The sequence below is a fragment of the Curtobacterium sp. MCLR17_045 genome, from assembly GCF_003234405.1.
Classification (GTDB): Bacteria; Actinomycetota; Actinomycetes; order Actinomycetales; family Microbacteriaceae; genus Curtobacterium; species Curtobacterium flaccumfaciens.
The window spans coordinates 157096-177345 of sequence record NZ_QKTB01000005.1; the positions used below are offsets into that span (position 1 = coordinate 157096).

At 72.3% G+C, this 20250-nt stretch carries 21 protein-coding genes and 1 pseudogene; 12 read left to right on the plus strand and 10 right to left on the minus strand.

Features of this window, described 5'->3' with window-relative positions; genetic code table 11:
- Nucleotides 1–55: 55 nt before the first annotated feature.
- From DEJ05_RS05895 to DEJ05_RS05905, 3 genes are all read right to left on the minus strand, one after another.
- The gene (locus DEJ05_RS05895) at nt 56–760 is read right to left on the minus strand and encodes a DUF4396 domain-containing protein (RefSeq protein ID WP_258376095.1); all 705 of its coding nucleotides are present in this window, start codon (nt 758–760) and stop codon (nt 56–58) included.
- Nucleotides 761–869: 109 nt separating this feature from the next.
- Nucleotides 870–2327, minus strand: coding sequence for a sugar porter family MFS transporter (locus DEJ05_RS05900; protein ID WP_111109992.1), 1458 nt, complete (start codon nt 2325–2327; stop codon nt 870–872).
- A 155-nt stretch (nt 2328–2482) separates the two neighbouring features.
- Nucleotides 2483–3019: a hypothetical protein gene (locus tag DEJ05_RS05905; RefSeq protein ID WP_111109993.1), complete on the minus strand. Its 537-nt coding sequence runs from the start codon at nt 3017–3019 to the stop codon at nt 2483–2485.
- Nucleotides 3020–3151: 132 nt separating this feature from the next.
- Between DEJ05_RS05905 and DEJ05_RS05910 the strand changes: the two genes are divergently transcribed.
- Complete coding sequence (locus tag DEJ05_RS05910; protein ID WP_258376096.1) at nt 3152–4057, plus strand: LysM domain-containing protein; 906 nt, start codon at nt 3152–3154, stop codon at nt 4055–4057.
- A 190-nt stretch (nt 4058–4247) separates the two neighbouring features.
- Here the strand turns inward: DEJ05_RS05910 and pgi are convergent, their stop codons facing one another.
- The 4 genes from pgi to DEJ05_RS05930 form a co-directional block, all read right to left on the minus strand.
- Nucleotides 4248–5969, minus strand: coding sequence for a glucose-6-phosphate isomerase (gene pgi, locus DEJ05_RS05915; RefSeq protein WP_111087899.1), 1722 nt, complete (start codon nt 5967–5969; stop codon nt 4248–4250).
- Nucleotides 5970–6162: 193 nt separating this feature from the next.
- Entirely contained in the window at nt 6163–8394 is a 2232-nt protein-coding gene (locus DEJ05_RS05920; protein ID WP_111109994.1) for a cation-translocating P-type ATPase, read from the minus strand.
- The gene (locus tag DEJ05_RS05925; RefSeq protein WP_111024449.1) at nt 8391–8609 is read right to left on the minus strand and encodes a heavy-metal-associated domain-containing protein; all 219 of its coding nucleotides are present in this window, start codon (nt 8607–8609) and stop codon (nt 8391–8393) included. The genes DEJ05_RS05920 and DEJ05_RS05925 overlap by 4 nt, the downstream gene beginning before the upstream one ends.
- A 32-nt stretch (nt 8610–8641) precedes the next feature.
- Nucleotides 8642–8932: a metal-sensitive transcriptional regulator gene (locus DEJ05_RS05930; protein ID WP_027466001.1), complete on the minus strand. Its 291-nt coding sequence runs from the start codon at nt 8930–8932 to the stop codon at nt 8642–8644.
- 82 nt (nt 8933–9014) lie between these two features.
- Here DEJ05_RS05930 and DEJ05_RS05935 point away from each other — a divergent pair, with 82 nt between their 5' ends.
- The 10 genes from DEJ05_RS05935 to DEJ05_RS18300 all read left to right on the plus strand — a co-directional run bounded on the left by DEJ05_RS05935 (nt 9015) and on the right by DEJ05_RS18300 (nt 14905).
- The gene (locus DEJ05_RS05935) at nt 9015–10235 is read left to right on the plus strand and encodes a helix-turn-helix domain-containing protein (RefSeq protein ID WP_111109995.1); all 1221 of its coding nucleotides are present in this window, start codon (nt 9015–9017) and stop codon (nt 10233–10235) included.
- Nucleotides 10236–10404: 169 nt separating this feature from the next.
- Nucleotides 10405–10863, plus strand: coding sequence for an Asp23/Gls24 family envelope stress response protein (locus tag DEJ05_RS05940; protein ID WP_111024451.1), 459 nt, complete (start codon nt 10405–10407; stop codon nt 10861–10863).
- Nucleotides 10860–11051, plus strand: a complete 192-nt coding sequence (locus tag DEJ05_RS05945; protein WP_017885412.1) for a DUF2273 domain-containing protein — start codon at nt 10860–10862, stop codon at nt 11049–11051. Before DEJ05_RS05940 ends, DEJ05_RS05945 begins: the two co-directional genes overlap by 4 nt.
- Nucleotides 11048–11362, plus strand: coding sequence for a hypothetical protein (locus DEJ05_RS05950; protein ID WP_017885411.1), 315 nt, complete (start codon nt 11048–11050; stop codon nt 11360–11362). The genes DEJ05_RS05945 and DEJ05_RS05950 overlap by 4 nt, the downstream gene beginning before the upstream one ends.
- Before the next feature lie 9 nt (nt 11363–11371).
- Nucleotides 11372–11947, plus strand: coding sequence for a DUF6286 domain-containing protein (locus DEJ05_RS05955; RefSeq protein ID WP_111109996.1), 576 nt, complete (start codon nt 11372–11374; stop codon nt 11945–11947).
- Nucleotides 11944–12507, plus strand: coding sequence for a hypothetical protein (locus DEJ05_RS05960; protein ID WP_110864128.1), 564 nt, complete (start codon nt 11944–11946; stop codon nt 12505–12507). Before DEJ05_RS05955 ends, DEJ05_RS05960 begins: the two co-directional genes overlap by 4 nt.
- Before the next feature lie 82 nt (nt 12508–12589).
- On the plus strand, nt 12590–12763 hold the full coding sequence (locus DEJ05_RS05965) for a CsbD family protein (protein WP_071246087.1): 174 nt from the start codon (nt 12590–12592) through the stop codon (nt 12761–12763).
- A 78-nt stretch (nt 12764–12841) separates the two neighbouring features.
- The gene (locus tag DEJ05_RS05970; RefSeq protein ID WP_181440668.1) at nt 12842–13741 is read left to right on the plus strand and encodes an Asp23/Gls24 family envelope stress response protein; all 900 of its coding nucleotides are present in this window, start codon (nt 12842–12844) and stop codon (nt 13739–13741) included.
- A complete protein-coding gene (locus tag DEJ05_RS05975; protein ID WP_111109998.1) occupies nt 13738–14154 on the plus strand; it encodes an MFS transporter permease in 417 nt (138 codons plus the stop codon). The genes DEJ05_RS05970 and DEJ05_RS05975 overlap by 4 nt, the downstream gene beginning before the upstream one ends.
- 100 nt (nt 14155–14254) lie before the next feature.
- Entirely contained in the window at nt 14255–14905 is a 651-nt protein-coding gene (locus DEJ05_RS18300) for a gamma-glutamylcyclotransferase family protein (protein ID WP_258376097.1), read from the plus strand.
- Here the strand turns inward: DEJ05_RS18300 and DEJ05_RS05985 are convergent.
- The 3 genes from DEJ05_RS05985 to DEJ05_RS05995 form a co-directional block, all read right to left on the minus strand.
- Nucleotides 14881–15870: an NAD(P)-dependent oxidoreductase gene (locus DEJ05_RS05985; protein WP_111109999.1), complete on the minus strand. Its 990-nt coding sequence runs from the start codon at nt 15868–15870 to the stop codon at nt 14881–14883. The genes DEJ05_RS18300 and DEJ05_RS05985 overlap by 25 nt on opposite strands.
- Nucleotides 15871–15994: 124 nt before the next feature.
- Complete coding sequence (locus DEJ05_RS05990; RefSeq protein WP_258370636.1) at nt 15995–18712, minus strand: alpha/beta fold hydrolase; 2718 nt, start codon at nt 18710–18712, stop codon at nt 15995–15997.
- Nucleotides 18709–19782 (minus strand): 3-oxoacyl-ACP synthase III, encoded by a 1074-nt coding sequence (locus tag DEJ05_RS05995; RefSeq protein ID WP_042537701.1) that lies wholly within the window; start codon nt 19780–19782, stop codon nt 18709–18711. Before DEJ05_RS05995 ends, DEJ05_RS05990 begins: the two co-directional genes overlap by 4 nt.
- A 141-nt stretch (nt 19783–19923) precedes the next feature.
- Between DEJ05_RS05995 and DEJ05_RS06000 the strand changes: the two are divergent.
- Nucleotides 19924–20250, plus strand: a pseudogene (locus tag DEJ05_RS06000) (hypothetical protein); the annotation flags it as partial.

Genomic DNA, 20250 nt, shown 5'->3' on the forward strand with positions numbered 1-20250 from the left:
GGACGGGAGGCCCGGTGCCAGCTGGCACCGGGCCTCCCGTCCGTCCGCTGGTCCGTCACATGGCCTCCTTGATGCCCCGACGCACCAGCCACGCGTTCACGGGGTAGGAGCAGACGAAGCCGGCCACCATCGCCAGCTGCATCGCCACCCAGAACTCCGGCGAGAAGACGCTCGCGCGCCCGCCGACGAGTGCCGGGAACACGACCAGCTGCCACACCGCCATCAGGCCGTACATGCCCACCTGCCACGCGATGATCGACAGTGTGTCGGCCTTGAGCGCGGCGACGAGCCCCGCCCGGACGCCGAGGCCCCGCATCGGCGCGATCGCGAAGTACTGGAACGCGATGCCGAGCACGAACGCGATGACGAAGTCGACGATCCACCCGGCGAACATCCGGTCCTGGTAGAGCGTGCCCAGTCCGACGGCCACCCCGAGCGCCGGGAACGCCGCGAGCCCGAACTCGCCGATCAGGTCGCCGAGGGCGCAGCCGGCCCCGCAGTGGCTCGTGTCGATCGCAGTGCCCGCCCACCGTCCGTGGCCGGGCGCCGAGGCCCGCCCACGACGCAGGTAGAAGACGAGCCACACGACGCTGCCGAACAGCATCGTGAGCGGCCACACGAACGCCATGACGCGCATGTGCGGCGGCCGACGCACCACGTCGACCGCCACGAACGCCGCACACCCGACGGCGACCACGAGCAGCGCGGAGCACACCACGTTCAGGGCGACCGGGAAGTCCTGCAGCACCAGTTCCGTCACGCCTCCATGCAACCAACCGGGCGGCGACCGTGGATCCAGTGAGCAGAAGACGTCGGGTGCCCTGGGGCGACCCGACGTCTTCTGCGCACTCGGTGCGGTGTGGTGCGGACTAGCGGCGCGACGCCTTCACGGGGACGGTGAAGATGTTGCCGGTGGTGACGCCCTCTTCGACCTCTTCGAGGGTGCGACCACGGCTCTCCGGCACGAACTTCCAGATGAAGAGCAGCGCCAGCAGCCCGACGATCCCGAAGCCGAAGAAGGTCCCGGTGATGCCGGTCGCGGCGACGATCGTCGGGAAGTACAGCCCGAGGAACGCGTTCGCGATCCAGAGGCAGAACACCGAGATGCCCATGCCGAGCGCACGGATCTGCGTCGGGAAGATCTCCGACAGGACGACCCACACGGCGATGTTGAGGAAGGTCTGCATCGAGCCGACGAACGCGACGACCAGGAACAGGATGACCCACGGGCGGGCCGGGTTGCCCTCGGGCAGCGCCACCGACGCGATGCCGATGAGGAAGTGGCAGATCGTCGTCAGCGTGAACCCGAGGATCAGCGTCGTGCGGCGGTTGATCTTCTCCATGTTGTACAGCGCGATGACGCCACCGACCACGGCGATCACGCCGGGGGCGATGTTCGCGATGAGAGCGGCCGACGCCTGGAACCCGGACTCGATGAGCACGGTCTGGCCGTAGTACATGATCGAGTTGATGCCGGTGAGCTGCTGCGCGACGCCGAGCCCGGCGCCGATGAGCACGATGCGGATGAGCCACTTGTTCCCGCGCAGCGTGTGCCAGCCACTGACGCGCTCGACCTTCGCTTCGAGGTCGTTGCTCCGCTTGATGTCGTCGAGCTCGGCGCGGGCCCGATCGGTGGTCCGGACCTGCTCGAGGACGGACAGGGCCTCGTCGTAGCGGTCCTTCGACGCGAGCCAGCGCGGCGACTCCGGCACCCGGAGCATGCCGACGAACAGCGCGATCGCGGGGAGCGCGCAGACGGCCAGCATGACGCGCCACACGCCGTTGCCCTCACCCCAGATGTTGCCGATGAAGGCGTTGACCACGAACGCGGCGAGCTGACCGATCACGATCATGAGCTCGTTGCGGCCGGACAGCGACCCGCGGATCTCGTACGGCGCGAGTTCGGCGAGGAACACCGGCACCACCGTGGAGGCGCCACCGACCGCGAGGCCGAGGAGCACACGACCGATGACGATGACCTCGAACGTCGGCGCGAACACGCAGATCAGCGTGCCGACGAAGAACGTGACGGCCAGCAGGATGATCGTCTTGCGGCGACCCCAGCCGTCGGCGATGCGGCCGCCGAGCATGGCGCCGATCGCGGCACCGAAGAGCAGCGAGCTGGTGACGACACCCTCGGTGAAGTTCGTGAGGCCGAGCTCCGCCTTCATCGGGTTCAGGGCACCGTTGATGACACCGGTGTCGTACCCGAAGAGCAACCCGCCGAACGTGGCGACGAGGGCCAGCACACCGAGTCGTCGGCGGTGCGGCCCGGTCCCCAACGGGGGCAGTGCGACAGTCGGGGCTGTCGGTTTGATGTCGACCATTCGGTGACTCCTTCGTCGGTGATCGCGCGTCAGTGCGTGGACCGATCGTAACCCGAATCCATGTCCTGTCAATTGGACATTCTGTCGTCAGGTCGTTTGGATCGGTCCACAGAAGGCCTGATGAGGACGGGAGCGGTCCAATCCGCGGATCGGGCTCAGCGCTCGTCGTCGACGGGGCCGTCGCCCAGGACGTCCCCCAACGAAGCCATGTCGGCACCGTGGTCGGTGTAGCGGCGCACGGTCCGTCGGGCGGCGGCACTCGCGGCGCCGGACAGGGCGGGGTTGCGTCGGGCGGCGTCGGCGACGCGTCCGGCATGCCCCGCGGTGGAGAGCAGCACGTTGGCCAGGGCTCGGGCGTCGCCGCGCTCGGGGACCCCGGTCACGGTCCACGCCGTGCGGACCTGGGCGTCGGGGGTGACGCCACGACGGGTGCCCATCCGGTGCCAGTCCGACAGCACGCCCTCGGTGCGCGAGGCGGCGCGGTCTGCCTCTCCCGCGCGACGGCGTGCGGCGTCACGGGCATCGGACTCGGTGTCCGCGCCCTCGACCGTGTCGTACCGGTCGGTGAGCCCGTCGGCCCGGCGCCGGACGCTGTCGGCACGTTCACGCGCTGCGACGTCGTCACCACCCGCCGCTGCGATGCGGGCGGCGTGCGCGGCGGCAGCCGCGGCGAGGATCTCCGAACGCTCCATGCCCTCGACCGTAGCCGCTCCGACCGACACCATCTCGCCCCCTCGGCGGCTGGACTGCGTCCCGGGACACAGTCCGCCGGCGACGACGACCGTGTGATCGGCATCGCGTTACCCTCGACCTGAGGGGGCATCATGAAACGGACCGGCGGAATCGCCATCGTGCTGGCGGCCAGCGTGGTGCTGTCCGGCTGCTCGCTGCTGCGGGGACCGGACGATGTCCTGCCCGCTCCCTCCAGTCCGCCGGCGTCCAGCCCGACGGCGAGCGAGACCCCGGCGGCGACCCCGACCGGCGAGTCCGCATCGGACCTGATCGAGGCGTCGGCGAACCCGCGCACACCGACCCCGGTGCCGACGGAGGCCGCCGCACCCGCACCGACGCTGACACCGATCCCCGCCGGGACCGTCCTGGCGCAGGGGGACGTGGCCTCGCCGAAGGGCAGCGTGCACTTCCACTTCCGGGTGGTCGCGGACGGCGACGACACCTTCACCGCGCAGTACTCCGGGATCACCTCGACGCTGCCGGTGCCGATCGGCGTCGCATTGTTCGACCTGCCCCGTGCGGTGGGCGACGGGCTCACCTACCCCGGTGTCGGTGACCGGACCCTCGGCGGTCCGACCAGCACAGCGGCCGCGGTCGACGTCCCGTTGGACGGATCCGGGGTCGACCCGTCACACCTCGGCACCCTCGTGACCTACTCCGCCGCGGCGCACGGGCAGGACGTCCCCGTCGAGATCTCCGCCGGCAAGGTCCTCGCGGTGTCCACCGTGCGGTGGTCCGTCCCCGCGCGGCAGACGAACGTGCACCCGAAGGACGCCGGACGACGGGCGAACGCAACCGGGACCGTCACCGCGACCACGGCCGCCGGCGCACCGAGGTCCTACGGCGTCGCACCGGACGACCTGATCGGGGACGTCGCCGCACGGTTCGGCATCACCGTCCGCGACCTGGTCTGGCTCAACGAGGGCGTCCAGGTGTTCGGCGAGGACCAGCACCTGTACGAGGGCACGTCCCTCAACCTCGACCCGCTCGCCCGCTGAGCGGGCGGCGGGCCGGGGCGGCAGGCGCGTTTCGCGCTGGGCGACACCTCACGGGCCGCGGTGCGCGTGAGATGTCGCTGAGCGCGAAACCGGCCCGGCGTCCGCCCCGCGGCCAGCGCACGCACACGACGGACGGGAGGCCCGTGGCGGATCCGCCACGGGCCTCCCGTCCGTCAGGTGGGGGCGTGCGTTACTTCCGCAGCTCCAGGTACTTCGCGATGAGCGCCTTGGTCGACGGGTCCTGCGCGTCGAGCGCGGCCTGGTCACCCTCGACGGCCGGCGTGACCTGCAGCGCCAGCTGCTTGCCGAGCTCCACACCCCACTGGTCGAACGAGTCGATGCCCCAGATCGTGCCCTCGGTGAACACGATGTGCTCGTACAGGGCGATGAGCTGGCCGAGGACGCTCGGGGTGAGCTCCGGCGCGATGATCGACGTGGTCGGCTTGTTGCCCGGGAACGTGCGCGCCGCGACGATGCCCTCGTCGGTGGTGCCCTCGGCGCGGACCTCGTCGGCGCTCTTGCCGAACGCGAGCGCCTTGGTCTGCGCGAAGAAGTTCGCCAGGAACAGCGTGTGCACGTCGGTGCCGGGCGCGACGCCCTTGCCGTCGCCGGTCTCGTCCTTGAGCGGACGGGCCGGGTTGGCGACCGTGATGAAGTCGGCCGGGATCAAGCGGGTGCCCTGGTGGATGAGCTGGTAGAACGCGTGCTGGCCGTTCGTGCCGGGCTCACCCCAGAAGACCTCGCCGGTCTCGGTGGTGACGGGCGAGCCGTCCCAGCGGACGCGCTTGCCGTTCGACTCCATCGTGAGCTGCTGCAGGTACGCGGCGAAGCGGTGCAGGTACTGCGTGTACGGCAGGACAGCGTGGCTCTGCGCACCGAGGAAGTTCGTGTACCAGACGTTGAGCAGGCCCATCAGGACGGGGACGTTCTGCTCGAGCGGCGTGGTGCGGACGTGCTCGTCGATGGCGTGGAAGCCGGCGAGGAACTGCTCCCAGTTCTCCTTGCCGATCGCGATGACGACGCTCGTGCCGATGGCCGAGTCGACCGAGTAGCGGCCGCCCACCCAGTCCCAGAAGCCGAAGGCGTTCTCGGGGTCGATGCCGAAGGCCTCGACCTTGTCGAGCGCGGTGGAGACGGCGACGAAGTGCTTGGCGACGGCGTTCTTCTTCTCGTCGTCGGCGGCGTCGGTCAGGCCGAGCTTCTCCCACAGCCACTGGCGGGCGAGGCGCGCGTTCGTCAGGGTCTCGAGCGTGCCGAAGGTCTTCGACGCGACGATGAAGAGCGTGGTCTCGGGGTCCAGGTCCGCGGTCTTCTCGTAGATGTCCGCCGGGTCGATGTTCGACACGAAGCGGGCCTCGAGGCCGGGCTGGACGTAGGGCTTGAGTGCCTCGTAGACCATGACCGGGCCGAGGTCGGAGCCACCGATGCCGATGTTGACGACGGTCTCGATGCGCTTGCCGGTGACACCGGTCCAGGCGCCGCTGCGGACCTGCTCGGCGAAGCCGTAGACCTTGTCGAGCGTCGCGTGCACGTCGGCGTCGACGTCCTGGCCGTCGACGGTCAGGGGCGCCGCCGGCACGAGGCCCTCGGTCGCCTTCGGGCGGCGGAGCGCGGTGTGCAGCACGGCGCGGTCCTCGGTGACGTTGATGTGCTCACCGGCGAGCATCGCCTGGAAGCGTTCGGCGACGCCGGTGTCCTTCGCGACCTGCAGCAGCGCGGCGAGGATCTCGTCGGTCACCAGGCCCTTAGAGAGGTCGACGGTCAGGTCGGCCGCCTGGAAGGTGTACTGCTCGGCACGACCGGGGTCGCTGTCGAACCACCCTCGCAGGTCCGGGGTGAAGTCGGCAGCGATGCTGTCGAGCTTCTTCCAGCCTTCGGTCGATGTGGGGTCGACGGGAGCGGATTCGGTCACTTCGGTCCTCCTGGGGATCACGTTCAAGACGTACAGCCCGCGGGTCACGCAGCGCTGCGTCGCGGACCGTCTTCGAGCGTAGTGCGCTCCGGCGGGTGGTGCGCACAGTCGGCCGGGAGGCGCGGCTCGCGTTCGCTGCGCGCGTCACGCCTCCCGGCCGGTCGCGTTCCGTGCCGCGGTCGGCTCGCCGGGTTCACGGCTGCGCCGCGAAGCGACGCAGGCGCAGGCTGTTCGTCACGACGAAGACCGACGAGAACGCCATCGCCGCACCGGCGAGCACCGGGTTCAGCAGCCCCGCCATCGCGAGCGGGATCGCCGCGACGTTGTACGCGAACGCCCAGAACAGGTTGCCCTTGATGACGCCGAGCGTCGCGCGCGACAGCCGGATGGCGTCGGCCACCACCGTGAGCCGACCACTCACGACCGTGATGTCGCTCGCCGCGATGGCCGCATCGGTGCCGGCGCCCATGGCGATGCCGAGGTCGGCCGCGGCCAGTGCGGCGGCGTCGTTCACGCCGTCTCCGACCATCGCGACGCTCCGCCCCTCGGACTGCAGCCGTCGGACGGTCTCGAGCTTCGACGCCGGGGTCGCGCGGGCGTGCACCTCGTCGATGCCGACGCTCGCGGCGACCGCACGTGCGGCCCCGTCGTTGTCGCCGGTGAGCAGGACCGGGTGCAGGCCGAGCGCACGGAAGCGGGCGATCGCGTCGGCGGCCTCGGGCTTCAGGGTGTCGCCGACGACGACCACGCCCAGGGCCGTGCCGTTCCGGGCGACGACGACCGCCGTGCCCCCGTCGGCCTCGGCGCGGTCGACGGCGTCGGACAGCACCGGGGGCAGGCTGATCGACCACGAGTCGGCGAGCCAGCGGGTCGTGCCGACCAGGACGACGTCGCCGTCCACGACGGCCTGCACACCGGCGCCGGCGGTGGCGGTGAACTGCTCGGCCTGGGGCAGGCCGGCGCCCCGGGCACGGGCCGCGGTGGTCACAGCGCGGGCGACGGGGTGTTCGGAGCCGTCCTCGACCGCTGCGGCGAGGCGCAGGACGACGTCCTCGGTCTCGTCGACGGCGATGACCGACCGCAGGGTCATCGACCCCGTGGTGACGGTGCCGGTCTTGTCGAGCACGACGGTGTCGACGCCGCGGGTGCGCTCGAGCACCTGCGGACCGCCGATCAGGATGCCGAGCTGGGAGCCGCGACCGGTGCCGACCAGCAGCGCGGTGGGCGTGGCGAGCCCGAGAGCGCACGGGCAGGCGATGATCAGGGTGGCGACGGCCGCGGTGAAGGCCGCGGTGACCGAGCCGCCGAACACGAGCCAGCCGACGAAGGCCAGCACGGCGAGCACGATGACGATCGGCACGAAGACCCCGGACACGCGGTCGGCCAGACGCTGCACCTCGGCCTTGCCGGTCTGGGCGTCCTCGACCAGGCGACCCATCCGGGCGAGCTCGGTGTCGGCACCGACGCGGGTGATCGCGACGACGAGCCGGCCGCCGACGTTGATCGTCGCGCCGGTGACCCGGTCGCCCGGGCCGACCTCGACCGGCACGGACTCACCGGTGAGCATGCTGAGGTCGACGGCCGAGGAGCCGTCCTGCACCAGGCCGTCGCTCGGGATCCGTTCACCGGGTCGCACCACGACGACGTCGCCGACGACGAGGGACGAGGTCGGCACGCGGTGTTCCGCGCCGTCGCGCAGGACGGTGGCGTCCTTCGCACCGAGTTCGAGCAGTGCCCGGAGTGCGGCACCGGACTGTGTCTTCGCGCGGGCCTCCATGTACCGGCCGGCGAGGATGAACACCGTCACGGCCGCCGCGACCTCGAGGTACAGGTCGGTGGCCTCGGGGTCCGTGGCGAACCACGAGAACGTCATGTGCATGCCGGTCGTGCCGGCGTCGCCGAAGAACAGGGCGTACAGCGACCACCCGAAGGCGGCGAGGACACCGACGCTCACCAGGGTGTCCATGGTGGCGGCACCGTGCCGGGCGTTGACCCACGCGGCACGGTGGAACGGGAGCGCACCCCAGACGGCGACGGGTGCCGCGAGCGTCAGGGCGAGCCACTGCCAGTTCGGGAACTGCAGCGCCGGCACCATCGAGAGGACCACGACGGGCACCGCGAGCACGGCGGACACGACCAGGCGTCGGCGCAGTGGGCCGGTCGGGTCCTCGTCGACCGCGGGGTCGGCGTCAGCAGCGGCGGGCGGGGCCGGCACCGTGGCACCGTAGCCGGCCGACTCCACCGCGGCGATCAGCGCCTCGGGGTCGGCGGTGCCGTCCGCGGCGACCTGCACCTGCGCCTTCTCGGTGGCGTAGTTGACGGTGGCGGTGACCCCGGGCAGCTTGCCGAGCTTCCGCTCGATGCGGTTCGCGCACGAGGCGCAGGTCATCCCGGTGATGTCGAGTTCGACGGTGCGGTCGGTCACGAGCGCACGACCTCGTACCCCGCCTCGGTGACGGCGGCGCGGAGGGCGTCCGCGTCGACGGGTGCCGCCGAGCTGACGGTGACCTCGGACGATCCGCCGGGGACGAGTCGGACGTCGACGCCCGACACCCCGTCGACCTCGGTGAGTTCCTCGGTGACGCTCATCACACAGTGGTCGCAGGTCATGCCCTCGACGAGCAGCGTTTCGGTGGTCATGGTGTCTCCTTCTCAGTGGTCGATCGTCAGGGTCAGGAGCGGACGAGCCGGGCGATCGCCTGGCTGGCCTCGCGCACCTTCTCGTCGGCGGCGTCCCCGCCCTCGGCGACGGCCTCGGCGACGCAGTGCGCCAGGTGGTCCTCGAGCAGCGACAGCGCGACGCGTTCGAGCGCCCGGTTCGCCGCCGAGATCTGGGTCAGGACGTCGATGCAGTACGTCTCGTCCTCGACCATCCGCGCGATGCCGCGCACCTGCCCCTCGGCGCGACGGAGTCGCTTGAGCAGGTCGTCCTTGTCGCCGATGTACCCGACGTGTTCGTGCATGTCCGCCTCCACCGTTCTCAATACGGTACCCCCCTAGGGTATTCCTTTCCTTGTCCGGTGCAACTGATGGCATGATCGGCGCATGGACCCCTCGACGACGAACGGATTCCGCCGGCTGCGGTTCTCCGACGGCGAGGGTTCCGACTACTCCGAGATCTTCGCGGCCGAGTACGGCGGCTCGGACTTCGCCTCCGAGACGTTCGCCACCGACGACACCCGGTACGAGTACACGGTCGTGGGCGACGACGACCTGTCGCTGCGCACCATGCGGGCCGAGGGCGGTCGGCGGGGCGGGGTCATCGGCGTGCGGGACGACCACGTGGTGTTCTGGCTCACCAAGGGCCGGCTCGAGATGCACTTCGCCGACCGCACCCGCGTCGTCGAGCCGGGCAGCCCGTACATCGCGTCGGCGTCCGAGGCCTACCGGTTCGAGTCCGACGGCACCGTCTACAACGGCGTGCACGTGTCCGACCGGTTCCTGCGGAGCGTCGGCCGCGACCTCGGCTACCGCCTGCCCGACGGCCCACTGCTGTTCGGCCAGCAGGACGAGGTCGTCGCCCGGCGCGAACCCCTGCGGCACCTGATCCGTGAACTCGGGCCGGCCCTGGTCGACGAGCGCGTGCTCGGGCCGATGCGGACCGCGCTGAACCGCCGGCTGGCCGTCGTCATCCTCGACACGTTCCCCATCCGGAACCGCGGTGACGACGTCCCCGTGGCGAACCGGCTCCGCGACGCGATCCGCTTCATCGAGCTGCACGCCGCCGAACGCCCTTCAGTCCCCACCATCGCCGCGGCCTGCGGACTGAGCCAGCGCGGGCTGCAGGACGTCTTCGCCCGGACGCTCGACACCACGCCGCACCGGTTCCTCCGCGACCACCGCCTCGACCGGGTGCGCGAGGAGCTGCTCCGCGCGGACCGGGGCGGCCCGGTCGCCCCGGCGGACTGTCCGCTCGTGTCATCCGGCATCGCCGCGATCGCCCGCCGCTGGGGCTTCACCAACCCGGGCCGGTTCGCCGAGACCTACCGCGACCGGTTCGGCGAGGACCCCGCCGTGACGAAACGCGCGTCGCTGGCCGCGCAGCCGCAGGTCGGCAAGGCGTCGTGGCGTGTCCGTCGTGCGGTGTCGTACATCGAGCAGCACCTCGACGACCCGCTCACGCTCGACGACATCGCGGCCGCTGCAGGGGTGCTCCCCCGACGGCTGCAGCAGCTCTTCCGCGAGGAGCGCGGCGAGTCCCCGATGGCCTGTGTCCGTGCCATGCGGGCCGCTGCAGAGCGCAACGGCGCGGCCGGAATCGGCTGAACGGCCGGACGGAACACCCCGGGGGTACACCCACATCCCCGGTTTTCCGGGGATCCCTGGACATCACCCGAATCCGAGAAGTCGTGTGTGACGAATCTCTTCCACAGCCCGTCTCATCCGTGAACAGCAACCGCTGGGAACGCCCGGCGGGTCAACGGAAGGAACGAACATGGCTGACACCATCACCCCCACCCCGGCCACCACGGCGACCCGTGCCACCTCGCACGCCGGCACCAGCGGCGTCACCGGCAAGACCGTCATCGACGACACCGTCGTGTCGAAGGTCGCCGGCATCGCCGCCCGCGAGGTCAACGGCGTGCACTCCCTCGGCAACGGCGCAGCCCGTGCCATCGGCGCCATCCGCGACGCCATCGGCCAGCGTGACTTCGGTCAGGGCGTCAAGGTCGAGGTCGGCGAGAAGCAGGTCGCCGCGGACATCGTGATCGTCGCCGAGTACCCGGTGTCGCTCCAGCAGGTCGCCGACGGCGTCCGTGCCGGTGTCGCCCGTGCCCTCGAGCAGATCGTCGGCATGGAGGTCGCCGAGGTCAACGTGACCGTCCAGGACGTCTACATCCCGGGTGACGACGACGACAACGAGGACGAGAAGAAGGAAGCCCGAGTCGCATGAGCAACACGCTGATCGGCGCCCTCATCGGCGCAGTCCTCGCCGTCGTGGCACTGCAGTTCGGGTTCTGGGGCTTCGTGCTCGTCATCGTCTTCGGTGCGATCGGGGCCCTCGTGGCCGCACTCGCCACCGGGCGCATCGACCGCGGTGCCCTGACCGACGTGCTGACCGGACGCCGGAGCTCCCGGTGAACGCCGGCCCGGACGTCCCGGGCCGCGTCGAGATCACCGCACGCGCGCTCACCTCGCTGGCGCGGGCCGTCGCAGCCGAAGGGCTCGGCGCCCCCGCCAAGCGGGTGCGCGTCGGACTCGGCGACGCGTCGGGAGCACTGTCGCTCGACATCACCGGGCCGATCGCCGCGAGCGACGACATCGTCTCCGGGTCGATCCGGATCGCGGACCAGGTCAAGGGCCGCGTGAGCGACCTGACCGGGCGTCGCGTCGGCAGTGCCCACATCGAACTCACCGGGATCGTGCGCGAGCACGAGTCCCGTGCCCGCTAGGAGGCCATCATGAGCAACGGTTCCGTCGAACGACGCATCCGTCGTCGGAGCGTGCACCGCTCCCGCTCCACAGCAGTGGCGGTGGCACTCGTGGTGCTCGCCCTGGTGGCCGCCTGGATCGGCACCGAGGCGGTGCTCAGCGCCATCGGACGCCCGCCGCTGGTCGCCGATCCCCAGACCGTGGTCGACACGGCGCTCCGTCCGGACGCCGCGTTCGTCACCGTCGTCGAGGTCATCGCGGGTGTGCTCGTCGTCCTCGGCGTCGTGCTGGTCGTCCTGGCGCTCAAGCCCGGCCGGCAGCACCGATCGGTCGTCGAGCACGAGCGTGGTGCGGTCGTCATCGACGCCCGCATCGTCGCCTCCACCGCCGCGAACGCCGCCGGCATGGCGGCCGGTGTCCCCGAGGGGAACGCCTCCGCCACCGCCCGTGGCCGTTCCACCGAGGTCCGCATCGTCCCCGTCACCGGTGTGCAGGTCGACGAGGCGCGCGTCCGCGCCGCCGTCGTGGAGCGCCTGAGCGGTCTCGACGAGCGCTTCGGCCGACGCGTCCGCGTCCGGGTCGAGGAGAAGGGAACCCTCGCATGACCAAGAGCAACCGGACCCTCAACCGGATCATCCTGTTCGTCCTCGGCCTCGTCGCCGTGGTCGTCGGGATCGCGATGGGCGCGGGCGTGCTGCCCGCCGTCCAGGACGCCGTCAAGCCGTACGTCGACCTCCCCCGCAGCCTCGACGTCCCCGCGTCCGCGCTGTGGATCGTCGCCGGGGCCGCGGCCCTCGTGATCGTCCTGTCGCTCGTGTGGGTGTTCACCCGCGGTGGTGGCGGCACGTCCGTCGCCGTCCGGGAGCACTCGGGCGACGATGCGGTCACCGTCAACGTCGCACTCGTCCGGGACGTCCTCGAGCACGAACTCGCGGGTGTCCGCGACGTGGTCGGCTCCCGGGTCGACACCTACCTCGTCCGCCGGCAGCGCGCCGCCCGGATCCGTGTCGCGGTCCGCCGCGGCGGGGACGCCGTCAGCGTGCTCGACGCCGTCGACCGAGCCGTCGCGGTCCTCGACCGCACCCTCGGCCGTCCGGTCCCGGTGCTCGTGCACCTGACCGGCGGTACCCGCTCCGCGCTCGCGAAGTCGACCCGCGTCCACTGACACCCGTCAGCCGGACGTACCCCGGGCCTCCCGGCCCACCACCACACCACCGGGCGTACGCCCACCCACGAAAGGACCCGTCATGGGACTCGACGACAAGATCAAGAACGCCGCTCAGGACCTCGCCGGCAAGGCGAAGGAAGCCGTCGGCAACCTGACCAACGACGACTCGAAGGTCGCCGAAGGCAAGAAGGACCAGGCCGCTGCGAGCGCGAAGCAGACCGGCGAGGACGTCAAGGACGTCTTCAAGAAGTAGGTCGCACGACCGCATCGGGGCACCCGTCGAACGGGTGCCCCGATGCGTCCCCGCGCAGATCCCGAACGAGGAGGAACCATGCAGCACGACCCCCATGCGAACACGCAGGTCACCGAGGTGGCCCTGCCCGCAGCACTGACGGAGCCGCTGCCCGACGACGCGAGCACCGCGACGATCGTCGCGCGCACCGCGGCGGAGACCGCGCTCGGCGTGCCCGGCGTGCACCACCTCGGCGGGATCGCCGCCCGTGCCGCCGACCAGCTGCGGAAGCAGCTCGGCCGTTCGGCGGGCACCACCGGCGTGCAGGTCGACGAACAGGACGGCGTGCTCAGCGTGCAGGTCGCCGTCGTCGTCAGCTACCCGCACCCGGTGCTCGACGTCGCCGCCGAGGTCCGGCAGCAGGTCACCGCAGCGACGCGGCAGCTGTCCGACCTCCGCACCTCGGTCGACGTGCGCGTCCTCGACGTGCACGGTCCGTTCGACGACGAGCAGTCCCCGCTCGGCCGGGCCGCCGAGCAGGCGACCGATGCGGTCAAGCAGGCGGCCGAGTCGACCGGCGACGCCGTCAAGCGGGCCGCCGAGACCACCGCCGACGCGACCAAGCGTGCCGCGACGGCCACGGCGGACGCGACGAAGCAGGCAGCGTCGGCCACGGCGGACGCGACGAAGCAGGCTGCCGACGCCACCGCCGACACCACCAAGCGTGCCGTCGACGCCGCCGCAGAGACGGGCGAGCGTCTGCGTGACGCCGCCTCGGAGTCGCTCGCCCGGGCATCCGAGCAGGCCGCCGACGCGGCATCGTCCGCGAAGGACGCCGCCGAGCAGGCCCGCGACGTCGTCGTCGACACAGCCGGCACGACCCGCGACCGGGCCGCCGACGCTGCCGATGCCGCGGCGGACGCGGCCGACGACGCAGCCGTCGCCGCCGATGCAGCAGCGGATGCCGCAGTGGCTCCCCGTCACCGGGACCAGCCGTGACCACCGCCTGGTCCGGAGGGCGCCGGCCCCGTGCCCGGCGCCCCCGACCCCGCGGCGTCTGGATCGCCGGCGGCACCGGGGTCTTCCTCGTCCTCGCCGTCGCGGTCGGCGGCTTCCTGCCGCTGGTCGGGTTCCTCGGCGGGGTCACCGCCACCACCGCCGGCCTCGTGCCGTTCCCGTTCGTCCGGGTCACCCTGATCGCCCTGCTCGGTGCGGTCGTGGTGCTCGCCCTGCTCCTGCTCGCCCTGACCCGCCGGCACACCGCCACCGCGACGACCGCCGTCGTGCTCGCCGTCCTGGTGAGCCTGGCGGTCACCCTGGTCCCCGTCGTCCTGGTCGCCGTCGGCTCCGCCGACCGCGCGGGCGACGTCTGGCCGATCGTCGCCGAGCTCTGGACCCGCTTCACCGGCTGACGTCGTGCACACGGTCCCGGCCGGGAGGCCCGCCCCACCCGACCCGGTCGGCCCACCCGGGTGGTCCCGGAGTCCACTGCCCGTCCGCTAGCCTCGCGACGTGAAGCGTCTCTCCCCCGGCCAGCGCTGGGTCATCGGTCTCGGCGCGTTCGCGCTCGTCTGTCTCGTCGTCGGCGTCATCGGGCTCGCGGTCGGGATCACGAACCGGTACGGGTGCCTCTCCGATTCCGAGATCTGGCCGCAGTCCCGCTGCCTCGGCGACGACTCCGGGATCTACTGGGGCAGCGCCCTCGGCATCATCGGGCTGCTGCACCTCGGCCTGACAGGCCTGGCCGGTGCACTCGTCTGGACCTCGACCCCGGCGGTCGCTCCGCGTCCCGTCAAGCGTCCGACGCCGCGCCCCGGCGAGACGCACCGGGTCTTCTCGTACGGCACGCTCCAGCAGCCGCTCGTGCAGGAGTCGCTGTTCGGCGACCACGTCCCGACCACCCCGGACTCCCTGCCCGGCTGGCGGCTCGACTGGGTGGCGATCACCGACCCGGACGTCATCCGGACGAGCGGCTCCGACCGTCATCCCATCCTCCGCCGCGGCTCCGCGGACGACGTCGTCGAGGGTGTGGCCCTGACGCTCGGGTACGAGTGGCAGCTCCGCGCGGTCGACGGCTACGAGGTCGCCGACTACCAGCGCATCCGGGTCACGCTGGCCTCGGGCTCGACGGCCTGGGTCTACGTGGCTGCCAACGAGGCCTGAGCCGCGGCGCGCAGCCGTTCGAGCCCCTGGTCGATCGACACCGACGGGGTCCACCGCAGGTCGCGCCGGGTCCGTCGCTGGTCGAACCAGTGCGCCGTCGAGAGCTGTTCGGCCAGGAACCGGGTCATCGGCGGCTCGTCCTCGCCCGGTCGGACGCGCCAGACGGCCTCGACCACGGAGCCCGCGGCCCGCGCGACCGCGGCCGGCACGTGCCACTGCGGCGGTCGGACGCCCGACGCCGTGCAGATGCCGGCGAGCAGGTCCCCGACCGGTCGGGGCTCACCGTTCGTGACGACGTAGGCGTTGCCGTGGACGCCGTCGTCCGTGACGTGCTCGAGTGCCGCGACCATCGCCGTCGCGGCGTTGTCGACGTAGAGCGTGTCGATGAGCGCGGCGCCGGAGTCGAGCAGCGGCAGCCGTCCGGCGCTGGCACGCTCGACGATCCGTCCGACGAGTTGTGTGTCGCCCGGACCCCACACCAGGTGCGGCCGGACCGCCACGACGGCGAAGTCCGGGGCGTCGGCGTCGAGTGCCAGCAGCTCCGCCGCGGCCTTGGTGCGGGCGTAGTGGCCTCGGGCACGGGACGGCTCGGCCGGACCGGCGTCGGCCCCGACGAGCGACGACCCGGTGTGCGCGACCGACGGCGACGACACGAAGGCGAAGCGCCCGACGCCGGCTGCACGGGCGGCCGCCAGCAGTGAGCGGGTGCCCTCGATGTTGACCCGGGCGAAGTCGGCCGGGTCCCCGGCGAGTGACACCTTCGCGGCCAGGTGCACGACGGCCTCGACCCCGTCGACCGCGCGGGCGATCGCGGCGTCGTCGGTCATCGTCCCGGCGACGTCCTGCACCCCGGCTACGCCCGAGGGACGGCGCTGGAACGTCCGGACCTCGTGGCCGGCGTCCCGCACGGCGGCGGCGGTGGCCTGTCCGAGGAACCCGCTGGCCCCGGTGACCAGGACCTTCACGGGCGGACCATCCGTCCGCCGGACAGCACCGCGACGGGTCGGCGATTCGTGCTCACCGACACCTCACGCCCCCGACGGCCCGTGAGGTGTCGGTGAGCGCGTGAGAACGCGCCGAACGCGCCGATCACGGGCGGACCATCCGTCCGCCGGACAGCACCGAACCGGCCCAGCGGGACAGCCGGGTGCGGTCGACCTTGGAGTTGTGCCGGATGTCGGTCGGCAGCACGGGCACGACGAGCACCGCGGCGAGTGGCACCCCGGCGGCGGCACGGATCGCTGCGGCGAGCGACGGCGACGCCAGACCCGGCCGGCGCACGGCAGGGTCGGTCTCGACGACCGCCACCACCTGCTGTGTGCCGACCGGCCCGATGCCCGCGACGCCGGCGCGTTCGACACCGTCGACGCCCTCGATCCGCTGCTCCGGTCCCACCGGCGTGACGACCCCGTCCGGAGTCACCAGCACGTGCTGCAGTCGGCCCTCGACCCAGATCCGTCCCGCGGCGTCCAGGTGTCCGACGTCCCCGGTGCGGTGCCCGCGCGGGTCGTCGACGCCGAGGCGCGAGACCCGATCGGTGCGCCAGAGCCGGTCGTAGTGGTCGCGCACATGGGGTGCCGCGACGACGATCTCCCCGGTGATCCCGGGCTCGTCCGTCAGGGCTCCGGTCGAGCGCCCGGAACCGTCGAGCGGCGCGATGCGGACGCGGACGTTCGCTGCCGGCACCCCGACGCAGATCCCCTCGTCGTCGGACCGACCGGCGGCACGGACCCCGTCGAGGTCGACGTCGGTCATGAGCAGTCCCTCGGTCATGCCGTAGGGGGTGTGGGCGCTGGCATTCGGCATCAGCTCGGTCGCCGCGGTGAGCAGCGCAGCCGAGACGGGAGCCCCGGCCGACAGGAACAGCCGCACGCCCTTCAGCGCCTGCCGGTCGGCGTCGGTGAGCTCCGACGCGGTCGCGACGACGTTCGCCAGGGCCGCCGGCGACAGGAACACGACGGTGGCGTCGGCCGCGGCGACCGAGGCCGCGACCGCCTTCGCCGTCAGGGTGCGTGGCGCGGTCACGTCCATGTCGGGCGCGACCGACCGTGCTCCGAGGGCCGGACCGAGCAGCGCGAACGGCGCGAACCCGGCGACGAGGCCGGTGCCGACTCCGACGTCGTACTGGGTGGCCAGCGCGTCCCGGACGGCGCTGAGCTGCCCGTGCGTGTACACGACGCCCTTCGCCGGCCCGGTCGATCCCGAGGTGAAGAGCACGGCCGCGGGTGCGTCCGGCGACGGTGCCGCCGGCAGCGCGGCGCCGTGCGCGAGACGGCGGGCGCCACGGCGGGCGACGTCGACGAGCGTGTGCTCCACCCGCAGCGCCTTCCGTGCCGGTGCGGGCAGCGAGAGCGTCGCGATGCGTCGCCCCGGCCAGCCGAGGGCACGCGCGGCCCCGAGCCCGGGCAGCGCGCCGATGATCCAGTCGGGTCGGGCGCCGCGGACCGCGCGGGTCAGGCCGCCGAGTCCGAGACCGGCGTCCGCGACGACGACGACCGCGCCGATCCGCACGCAGGCGTACAGGACGGCGGTCAGGTCGGCGCCGGGGGTCACCAGGAGCGAGACACGGTCGCCGCTCCGGACGCCCAGGTCGTCGAGTCCTGCGGCGATCTCGTCGACCCGTCGGGCGAGCAGTCGCCACGTGATCGTGCGGGGGCCACCGGCGGCGGCCATCTCGACCAGCGCGGGTTCGTCGCTCTCGCGCAGTTCGTCGAGCCGTGCCCAGAGCGGCGGGGTCGCCGGTGCGGGCTGGCCCGGGTCCACGACGTCGGACTGGAGGCCCGTGGGGGCCTGCGCAGGACGGCCACCGTCCGGCAGGCGGTCACCGAGCCAGTCGAAGACCGCGCCCGCCACGTCGGCGTCATCGGGCAGCAGGTGCCCGGCGCCCTCGAACCGGTGGACGTCGGCGTGCGGCACACGTTCGGTCAGGTCGTCCAGGTAGCGCTCGAGGAACACCGGGTCGCGCGGACCCCAGAGCAGGAGCACCGGTACGTCGAGCGCGGCGACCCCGGCGGCGATGCGGTCGAGTTCGGGTGCGCTCCGGTGCCGGGCGTCGACGGGGATGTCCGCGACGAAGCCGCCGATGCCACCGCGACGGGCGGCACCGCGGTAGGGCGCCCGGTAGCCGTCGGCTGTGGCACGGTCGAGCTTCGGGTGCGCGATGGCCAGGGTGGTCTCGAGGAACGCCGGGGTCACGACCGTCGCGCGGCCGAGCATCCCCGGGCCGAGGGCGAGCCGCAGCGGTGCGGGGATCGGGGCGTCGTCGGGCTGGTGCACGGCGGTGTTGCACGTCATCGCGGCGGCCAGGACGTCCGGGTGGTCGACCGCCCAACCGAGCGACACCACACCACCCCAGTCGTGGCCGAGGGTGACGACCGGTCCGGTCAGCCCGAGTTCGTCGGTCAGGGCACCGAGGTCCGCGACGCGCTGCGCCAGTCCCCGCTCGACGCCGGTGCGCTCCGAGAAGCCCATGTCGAGCTGGTCGACGGCGACCACGCGCCAGGCCGGGCCGCCGGCCTGGGCGACCTCGAGCGAGGTGCGGAGCACCGACCGCCACAGGTACGACCAGGTCGGGTTGCCGTGCACGCAGAGGATCGTGCCGACCGGTTCCACGCCGAGCGCGGCCAGGGACCCGGCCGTGTCGAGGAGATGCCAGGTGCGCGCGGCGCGATCCGTTCCTCCCGTCCGCTCTCCGGACCACGCGGCAACCGTGACCAGACGCGACCACGCCGGGTCGAGGCCGGGCAGGGAGGGCGGCTGCGTCGCCGGAGCCGTGCTCGCGGCGACGCGGGGCAGCCGGGACCTCACCAGTGGAGTTCCATCATCGCCGTGTTGATGCCGGAACCGACGCCCCCCAGGAACACGCGGTCACCGCGACGGATACCACCGGATGCGACCTCGTCGGCCAGGGTGATCGGGATCGACGCGGGGCCGACGTTGCCGAAGCGCTGGTACGTGGTGGGGACCTTGTCGCGCGGGATGCCGATCGCCTCGACGAAGGCGTTGGTGTGCACGTCGGAGACCTGGTGCAGCACGTAGCGGTCCATGTCGGCCCAGTCGAAGTGGGCGCGGGCCTCGGTCCAGGCGGCGACGACGAGCTCCATGCCGCCCTTGAGCAGCATCTTCGCGTCCGTGAACATGCCGTCGACGCTGCCCACGCACAGGTCGTACCACTGGGTCGCCGCGCGGGTGACGCCGCCGACGATCCGGTGTCCTTCGGGGTGCAGGTCCGCCGGGCCGAGCACGGCTGCGGCAGCACCGGACCCGAGGGTCAGGCTGGCGAACTCGCTCATGAAGTCCTTGCGGTTCCGACCGCCCTGGTTCAGGCGGTCGATGGTGTTGAGCTGCACCTGGTCGGCGTCCTCGCCGTCGACGACGAGCGCGTACTTGATCTGCCCGGAGTCGATCATGCCCGCGGCGACGCTCATGGCGTTGACGAACCCCAGGCAGGCGTTCGCGATGTCGAAGTTGATGGCGGACGACGGCAGCCCGAGGCCGTGGTGCAGGCGGACGGCCACCGACGGCTCGAGGTGCGGACGGGTCACCGAGGTGTTGATGAGCAGCCCGATCTCGTCCGGACGGACACCGGCCTCGGCCATGGCACGGCGGCCGGCGTCGATCGCGGCGTCCTGGAAGGTCTGGCCCTCGCCCCAGTTGCGACGCTCGATGACCCCGGCGACGCGCTCGAGCAGACCCATCGGCAGACGGAGTCGACGGAGGACCCCGCGGAGCTTGGCCTCGATGTCGGCCGAGGTCGTCACACGCTCTGCCGTGGTGGTCGCCACGGAGAGCAGTGAGACGTTCCGGTGCTTCGCCGTGGCGTTGCCGGGCTGCTCCGGTTCACTGCTCGATGCCTGGTCGACCGGCCGTTCCGTCATGATCGTCACCGACACATACTTCCGCATCTGGCCTGTGTGCGCGATCCGGATGCGCTGGACGGCCCTGAATCCGTGCAATGCATTGCATGTGAAATACATATTGCATACGATGGCTACCGACCCCTTCGATCGGAGCCCCGAATGCCCCCGCTCAGCAAGTCCACCTCTGCCGCAGCCCTCCTGCTGGCGTTCGCGCCGTTGGCAGTGCCGGACATGGCCGCCGCGACGACCGTCACGACGGCACCCGCGCCGACCGAGGAGCGAGCCGACGCGTCCGTGGAGCCGGAGGCTCCGGGCGAGGGCGAGGAGGAGTCACCTGTCGACAGTGGCGCACCTGTCGAGCCCGAGGCGCCCGCGGACACCGCGGTCCCGGTCGACGCCGACCCCGCCACGGAGCCGGAGCCGGCCCCGGCGCCGAGCACCGCGCCCGCCCCGACCCCCACCCCCCAGGGCGTCCCCTATAAACCA

Coding starts and splice junctions, on each gene's coding strand:
- DEJ05_RS05930 (WP_027466001.1), bottom strand. CDS start 8,932: ATGCACGAACACGTCGGGTACATCGGCGACAAGGACGACCTGCTCAAG.
- DEJ05_RS05935 (WP_111109995.1), top strand. CDS start 9,015: ATGGACCCCTCGACGACGAACGGATTCCGCCGGCTGCGGTTCTCCGAC.
- DEJ05_RS05910 (WP_258376096.1), top strand. CDS start 3,152: ATGAAACGGACCGGCGGAATCGCCATCGTGCTGGCGGCCAGCGTGGTG.
- DEJ05_RS05955 (WP_111109996.1), top strand. CDS start 11,372: ATGAGCAACGGTTCCGTCGAACGACGCATCCGTCGTCGGAGCGTGCAC.
- DEJ05_RS05900 (WP_111109992.1), bottom strand. CDS start 2,327: ATGGTCGACATCAAACCGACAGCCCCGACTGTCGCACTGCCCCCGTTG.
- DEJ05_RS05960 (WP_110864128.1), top strand. CDS start 11,944: ATGACCAAGAGCAACCGGACCCTCAACCGGATCATCCTGTTCGTCCTC.
- DEJ05_RS05965 (WP_071246087.1), top strand. CDS start 12,590: ATGGGACTCGACGACAAGATCAAGAACGCCGCTCAGGACCTCGCCGGC.
- DEJ05_RS05925 (WP_111024449.1), bottom strand. CDS start 8,609: ATGACCACCGAAACGCTGCTCGTCGAGGGCATGACCTGCGACCACTGT.
- DEJ05_RS05940 (WP_111024451.1), top strand. CDS start 10,405: ATGGCTGACACCATCACCCCCACCCCGGCCACCACGGCGACCCGTGCC.
- DEJ05_RS05905 (WP_111109993.1), bottom strand. CDS start 3,019: ATGGAGCGTTCGGAGATCCTCGCCGCGGCTGCCGCCGCGCACGCCGCC.
- DEJ05_RS05945 (WP_017885412.1), top strand. CDS start 10,860: ATGAGCAACACGCTGATCGGCGCCCTCATCGGCGCAGTCCTCGCCGTC.
- DEJ05_RS05995 (WP_042537701.1), bottom strand. CDS start 19,782: ATGACGGAACGGCCGGTCGACCAGGCATCGAGCAGTGAACCGGAGCAG.
- DEJ05_RS05970 (WP_181440668.1), top strand. CDS start 12,842: ATGCAGCACGACCCCCATGCGAACACGCAGGTCACCGAGGTGGCCCTG.